General features: G+C 69.7%; 4 protein-coding genes and 2 pseudogenes. 2 read left to right on the top strand and 4 right to left on the bottom strand.

Going from position 1 to position 6714, the window contains the following annotated elements; all coding sequences use genetic code 11:
* Positions 1 to 75: 75 nt before the first annotated feature.
* The 3 genes and pseudogenes from JL475_RS40330 to JL475_RS27255 form a co-directional block, all read right to left on the bottom strand.
* Positions 76 to 150 (bottom strand): annotated as a pseudogene (locus JL475_RS40330) (anti-anti-sigma factor); the annotation flags it as partial.
* Positions 147 to 1437, bottom strand: a pseudogene (locus tag JL475_RS27260) (PP2C family protein-serine/threonine phosphatase). The pseudogenes JL475_RS27260 and JL475_RS40330, both read right to left, overlap by 4 nt.
* A complete protein-coding gene (locus tag JL475_RS27255; protein ID WP_202280604.1) occupies positions 1437 to 2240 on the bottom strand; it encodes an alpha/beta fold hydrolase in 804 nt (267 codons plus the stop codon). Before JL475_RS27255 ends, JL475_RS27260 begins: the two are co-directional and overlap by 1 nt.
* 203 nt (positions 2241 to 2443) lie before the next feature.
* Here JL475_RS27255 and JL475_RS41745 point away from each other — a divergent pair, with 203 nt between their 5' ends.
* Entirely contained in the window at positions 2444 to 2848 is a 405-nt protein-coding gene (locus JL475_RS41745) for a helix-turn-helix domain-containing protein (RefSeq protein WP_368860242.1), read from the top strand.
* A 121-nt stretch (positions 2849 to 2969) separates the two neighbouring features.
* On the top strand, positions 2970 to 4796 hold the full coding sequence (locus JL475_RS27250; protein WP_202280603.1) for a glycoside hydrolase family 3 protein: 1827 nt from the start codon (positions 2970 to 2972) through the stop codon (positions 4794 to 4796).
* Between the two features lie 208 nt (positions 4797 to 5004).
* On the opposite strand, the gene JL475_RS27245 is transcribed toward JL475_RS27250, so the two are convergent.
* The gene (locus tag JL475_RS27245; RefSeq protein WP_307825174.1) at positions 5005 to 6396 is read right to left on the bottom strand and encodes a cytochrome P450; all 1392 of its coding nucleotides are present in this window, start codon (positions 6394 to 6396) and stop codon (positions 5005 to 5007) included.
* Between the last annotated feature and the right edge of the window lie 318 nt (positions 6397 to 6714).

Here is a 6714-nt window from a genome sequence, read left to right as displayed (position 1 = left end):
GGACCGGCGCCTGCTCGATATGCGGCCAACCCGCACCTGCCCCCGAACCCCACCACAGGACCTAACAAAGCCCTAGTAGTCGAGCGCGCCGAAGATCTCCAGAACGGGACCAGTGGCAGCGTCTCGGGCGGTGATCTTCAGTGGGCTCATCGGCTGCTTCTCGTCCGAGGGTCGGGGGCCGGGACACCGAGGGCGAGCAGTGCGGTGTCGTCATCGAGGCCGTCACCGAAGCTGTGCAGCAGGTCGGTCAGGGCCTGGATCGCGGCGGGCGGGGGCTCGCCGGCGTGGTCGGCGGCGAAGGCGAGCAGGGCCTCGTCCCCGTACAGTCCGGTGCGGCCTTCGCCGGTACGGGCCTCGGTGATGCCGTCGGTGTAGAGCAGGAGCATGTCGCCGGGGGCGAGCACGGTCGTGGCGGCGGTGAAGCGCGCGGAGGGCAGGATGCCGACGAGGAGGCCACCGGGAGTGGGCAGGAAGTCGGCGGCGCCGTCGGCACGCACGGCGATGACCGGAGGGTGTCCGCCCGAGGCCAGGTGGACGGTGACCTGCCCGGTACCGAGGGCGGGCTCGAAGGTGCCGTAGACGGCGGTGCAGTAGCGCGGGTCGCCGCTGCCGGCGTACCGCTCGTGGAGCACCTTGTTGAGGGTGGTCAGAACCGAGACGGGGTTCGGGTCGTGCAGGGCGGCGGCGCGCAGTGTGTAGCGGGTCAGCGAGGTGAGCGCGGCTGCCTGGGGGCCCTTGCCGCACACGTCACCGAGGAAGAAACCGAAGCGTTTGCCGTCGATGGGGAAGACGTCGTAGAAGTCGCCGCCGAGCCGGTCGGGATGGGCAGTGTGGTAGTAGGCGGCCGTCTCCACCCCAGGTACCTTCGGGAGGCTGTCGGGCAGCAGTGACTGCTGGAGGACAGCGAGGGCGTCCTGAAGCCGGGCCCGGTCTGCCTCCGCCTGTTTGCGTGCTTCTTCGGCCGCCTTCCGGCCGCGCAGGAGTTCCTCTTCGTAGGCGCGGCGGTCCCGGGCGTCGAAGACGGTGGTGCGGATCAGCAAGGGTTCGCCGGTACTGCCGTGTTTGACCGTGGAGGAGACCAGCACGGGCATCCGGCCGCCGCCGGCCTGCTATGATCTCCATGGCGATGCCGCTGATCTCGCCCTGCATCCGCAGCAGCGGCGCGAAGTGCGTCTCGTGGTACATCTTGCCGCCCACGGTCAGCAGGTCGGTGAACCGCATCCGGCCCACCACCGCCTCCCGCTCCAGGCCGAGCCAGGTCAGCAGCGTGGTGTTGATCTTCGCGATGGTGCCGTCCATCAGCGTGGACAGGTACCCGCACGGTGCGCTCTCGTACAGTTCCTCGGCACTGTCCTCCAGCAGCGCGGCGAACGCCGCGCTGGAGGTCTTCTCGTCGTCGGCCTCGTGCGGATCGGGCTGTTGCCCGGCGCGGCACATCACCGCAGGGCCGCCAGGAACTCTATGATCGCCCGGTTGGTGGCCTCGGGCGCGGACAGGTGCGGGCAGTGCCCGGTCGCGTCCAGCGTGACCAGTGTCGAGCCGGGGATCGCCCGGTGGACGAAGGCACCCACCTCCCGGGGAGCGATCACGTCCTGGGTGCACTCCAGCACCAGAGTCGGCACCTCCACGCTCTTCAGGTCGTCCCGCGAGTCCGACAGGAAGGTGGTCCGGGCGAAGACACGCGCCATGTCCGGGTCGGTGGCGCAGAAGCTGTTCCTCAGCTCCTCGCCCAGTTCCGGCCGGTCCGCGTTGCCCATGATCACCGGGGCCATCGCCGCCGACCAGCCCAGGTAGTTCGACTCCAGTGACGCCAGTAGCTCGTCGATGTCGTCGGCGCTGAAACCGCCGCGGTAACCCTCGTCGTCGATGTATCGCGGAGACGGAGCGACCATCACATGCGCCCCGATTCGCTCCGGAGCCGTGCCGGCCGCCAGCACACCGATCATCGCGCTGACGGAATGGCCCACGAACACCGCGTCGCGCAGATCGAGCGCCTCGCACACCTCAACCACGTCTTGGGCGTAACCGCTCAGAGAGCCGTAACGGTCCTCCGAGAACGCTGCCGCATCCGAGCGGCCGGAACCAACGTAGTCGAACAGCACCACCCGGTACTCCTCGACCAAGGCAGGCAGTGTCAGCCGCCACATGTTCTGATCGCAGCCGAACCCATGAGCCAGCACCACCGTTCGCCCCTGCGGGGTGCCGGTGACGGTGACATTGTTCCTGCGAGCGATATCCATGCCCGCCAGTCTCTCAGGACCCGCCCAGTGATCCGATTTGACCCCAGATCCTCCACATTCCGCCCGCCGCCTTCACGTTCCGGCTTGCGAACGCAGTAGGTCAGCGCCTTGTCGGAGCCGGCCAGTGGGCGCGGGAGGAGAGGCCCCGCCGACTCCTGCTCGAGTTCTGGCGATCGTCGCAACACCCCGGCTCAAGAGGTGCGGTGTTCCAGATCCGCAAGGTCCGGACAGTGGCCCGGGGCCGCAGGAAGCTGACCCGTGAGCGGGAGGAATGCTTCCGGCTCGTGCAGCAAGGCGTGAGTTGCGCGGAGGCCGCCAAGGCCGTCGGCGTCGAACTCCGCACGGGAAAGCGATGGCGTAACGGCCGGAAGCCAGCCTTCGTAGGAGTTGCCGTGGTGAGAGGCTGTCGTGTCGGTTCGCGGCTGACGAGCGCTTCTGCCGTCCCGTCCGCCGATCTGTCCCTCCCGTCCTTCGACCCACCCGACCGAGCGCTTCTGATTGAAGATCGAGCCAGGCGCCTCGAGGGTCACAGGAAGTGTCGTGTTTTCACGTATCGGTCCAGCCCGGGGCATCCGCGCATACGGCAGGAGAGCCCTCATTTTGTCTAGACCTGTTTTGTCTGGACCTCTTGCCCCGCCCGCGATCTGCGGGCTACGTTTCCCGCTGTTCGGAGCCCTTCACGTTTCCTTCAACTCCCTTGATGGGCAAGGCTGGAAGGAGCATGGCCGCATGCAGGACCGGAGTCTGTCCAGACGAACCGTTCTCGCCTCCGCAACCGTGGTCGCTGCGAGCGCAACGGGCGTCGTGAGCGTGACGGCCACCCCCGCGGTCGCGCACAAGCGCGACGACCGCCTCAAGAAGATCATCTCCAAGATGAGCATCGAGGCGAAGATCGGCCAGCTGTTCGTGCCGTACTTCTACGGTACGTCGGCGACTTCTCCCAGCCAGTTCGACCAGGACCGCAACCTCAGGGAACTCGGCGTCCGCACCGTGGCCGAGCTCATCGCCAAGTACCACATCGGCGGTGTCATCTACTTCTCCGGCTGGGCGAACAACATCCAAGGCCTCCGCCAGATCGCGGACTTGACGAACGGTGTGCAGCGGGCCTCGCTCGCCCTGCCCACCCCCATCCCGTCCCTGATCTCCATCGACCAGGAGCACGGGGCCAACGTCCGCATCGGCAGCGGCGCCACCCAACTGCCGGGCGCGATGGCACTCGGCGCGGGCCGCTCGCTCTCCGACGCGCGCACCGCCGGACGGATATCGGGCACCGAACTCGCCGCCCTGGGCATCCGTCAGAACTTCGCCCCGGTCGCCGACGTCAACGTCAATCCGGCCAACCCCATCATCAACGTCCGCTCCTTCGGCGCCGACGCCCGCGAGGTCGGTCGCATGGTGGCAGCCCAAGTGACGGGTTATCAGCAGGCCGGCGTCGTGGCCTGCGCCAAGCACTTCCCGGGCCACGGGGACACCGGGGAGGACAGCCACACCGCACTGCCCGTGATCACCCACACCCGCGAGGAGTGGGACCGCATCGACGCCCCGCCCTTCAAGGCCGCGATCGCCGCCGGCGTCGACTCGATCATGACCGCGCACCTCCAGGTGCCCGCGCTCGACCCCAGCAATGAACCGGCCACCCTGTCGCCCACGATCCTCCAGGGCGTGCTGCGCGACGAACTCGGCTTCGACGGCGTGATCGTCACCGACGCCCTCAACATGCGCGGCGTGCGCACCAAGTACGGCGACGACCGCGTGCCCGTCCTCGCGCTCAAGGCAGGCGTCGACCAACTGCTGTTCCCGCCGGACATCGACGTCGCCTACAACGGCGTCCTGGCCGCCGTCCGCAGCGGAGAGATCACCGAGGAGCGACTCGACGAGTCGGTGCTGCGCATCCTGCGGGTCAAGGACAAGGCCGGCCTGCTCAGCGGCAGCCCTTACATCTCACCGAAGGAGGTCGACCGGGTCGTCGGCGCCCGCAAGCACCAGCTCGCCGCCGCCCGGATCGCCGAGCGCACCACCACCCTGCTGGTCAACGAGGACGAGACGCTCCCGCTGCGCCGCAGGCAGAAGAAGCTGCTCGTGGTCGGCGCCAGTCCGGCCTTCCCGACCGACGACACCCGCACCACGGTGCCCGAGCTGGCCAAGGCGTTCGACGAACTGGGCTACGGCACCACCCACCTCGCCACCGGCCGGGCGCCCGACGCGGCGAAGATCGACGAAGCCGTGGCCGCCGCACAGGGACGGGACGCGGTGGTGGTCACCACCGACAACGTCAGCGCCACCAGCGCCCAACGCACCCTGGTGTCCCGGCTGCTCGCGACGGGCGTCCCCGTCGTCCACCTCGCGGTGCGCAACCCCTACGACATCGCCCACCTCGGCGACGTTCCGGCCTCACTGGTCTCCTACTGCTGGACCGAGGTCGAACTGCGCGCCGCCGCCCGGGTGATCGCCGGCCGGGTCGAGCCGCGCGGCAAGCTGCCCGTGCCCGTCCAGCGGGCCGACGACCCGACCAAGGTCCTCTTCCGCTCCGGGCACGGCCTGTCGTACGACGACTGACGTCCGCGTCCCCACACAGCTTTCCGCCCCGGTGTCCTTTGAATCCCGGCCACCGGGGCGGCCAGCCCTCGCCCGTGCCGGTGGGCCGCTCCCAGAGGGCCACCGGCACGGGCGTCCGGGACACGAGCCGCCACCGGCACCCCACTTGGAGGGGCCGGACACGCTCTTGGGCGACTGCGGCCGGAACGCGACGTCGCCTCCGGTCCGTTCACGCCCCGGGGGAGGCCGTTTCCTGGTGAGGAACGGCCTCCCGGCGCCGCACCACCATCTGCAGGGTCCCGGGCCGTACGGTGGCCCGTGCGACCGGTTTGACGACCTGGTCCCCGGTGAGTTCGAGACGTACCGTCCGTACGATCGTGGCGATCGCGGTGAGCAACTCGGTGCGGGCGTAGCGGTCGCCGATGCACTGGTGCTTGCCGGCACCGAACGGCAGGAAGGCGCCCGTCGGGGGAGGCTGGGCGTCGTCGAGCCAGCGGTCGGGGTCGAAGCGGAGTGGATCGGGGTGGAGCCGGGGATCCCGGTGCAGGGCGTGTTGGCAGTAGGCCAGTTCGGTGTCTGCGGGGATCGTCCACCGGCCGAGCCGGGTGGCGGTGGTGGTGCGGCGGGTGACGAGGTAGCCGGTGTGATGCAGGCGCAGTGCTTCGGTGACGACGCGGTCGAGATACTCCAGCCGGGGCAGGTCCTCGAACGCGATCGGCCGTCCCGCCAGGACGGTGTCGAGCTCTGCCAGCACGTGGGCCTCGACCTCGGGGCTGCGGGCGAGTTCGTACAGGATCCAGGAGAGCACGCTGGCGGTGGTCTCGGTGCCGGCCACGGCCAGGGTGAGAATCTCCGAGCTGATCTCGTGTCCGCTCAGCGGCCGGCCGGTGTCCGCGTTGCGGGCCCGCAGCAGCATGGAGAGCATGTCCCCGGAGTCGTGGCCGGAGGCCTGGAGGTCGGAGACGGCGGCACTGACCCGGGCGCGCACCGCGTCCCGGGCGCGGTTGAAGCGGCGATTGACCGGCAGGGGGAGCCGCTCGGCCCAGTCGGGCAGCATGACGCGGGCCCCGACGCCGTTCATCACCACCGACAGGTCGCGGCGCAGTTCGCGGAAGGCGGTGTCCTCGATGCTTCCGCCGAAGACGGTCTTGGCGAGGATGTCCAGGGACAGCTGCACCATCGCGTCGCGGACGTCCAGTTCCTGGCCGGGCTGCCACGCGGTTGTCGCGCCGTCGGTGGTGGTGCGCATGATGTCGACGTAGCGGGCGATCTCGGTGTGCGCGAACGCGGGCTGGAGCTGGCGGCGTTTGCGGACGTGGGCGCGGCCCGCGGCCGTCACCACGCTGTCGCCGCCGAGGAGATGGCCCATCTTCTCGAAGAAGCGGCCCTTGTCGAGGCTGGGGCCGAGGGTGGTGAGCATCTCCTGGATCAGGGCCGGGTCCTGGACCACGAGGGTGCGGGTGCCGGGCTGGAGGGTGATCTCGATCAGCGGCTCGCCCGTGTCGCGCAGCGAGGCGAGGAAGGCGAGCGTGTCGCGGGCGAGGTGGGGGGAGTGGCCGAGGAGGGGGAACGAACCTGCTGCCCGAGGTATGGGGGTGGGGGAAGGCGCAGCGAGCGTCACGGTGAACCCTTTCCGGGGGATCATGTGGGGCGCCCTATGGCTTCCCTGGCTCTTCCCGTCGGTAATCCATCCACGGACGTGTCCTGCACCACGCAATCGCCCGGAGAGACCTGCCTCGAGCCCCTCGTGATCACCCGGAAGACCGTCACCGCCCTCACCCACCGGATCCCCACCCGGCTGCCTCCCGGAGTCGACCGACCACCCGGACCATCCGGACCACCCGGGCCACCCCGCGTCCTCGCCGCCTTCGACGAGGCCACCGGCCCGCTCCGGGCCCGTGACGCCCGAGGAGCCCTCGGCCGCGAACTGCTGCCGAAG

It is taken from the genome of Streptomyces sp. M2CJ-2 (assembly GCF_016757295.1).
Classification (GTDB): domain Bacteria; phylum Actinomycetota; class Actinomycetes; order Streptomycetales; family Streptomycetaceae; genus Streptomyces.
The sequence above is the reverse complement of the archived record's forward strand: the minus strand, read 5'-3'. Positions and strand labels throughout refer to the sequence as shown.

Bases quoted from the DNA above. Each gene is read 5' to 3' on its own strand.
- JL475_RS27255 (WP_202280604.1), bottom strand. From the start codon at position 2,240: ATGGATATCGCTCGCAGGAACAATGTCACCGTCACCGGCACCCCGCAG.
- JL475_RS27250 (WP_202280603.1), top strand. From the start codon at position 2,970: ATGCAGGACCGGAGTCTGTCCAGACGAACCGTTCTCGCCTCCGCAACC.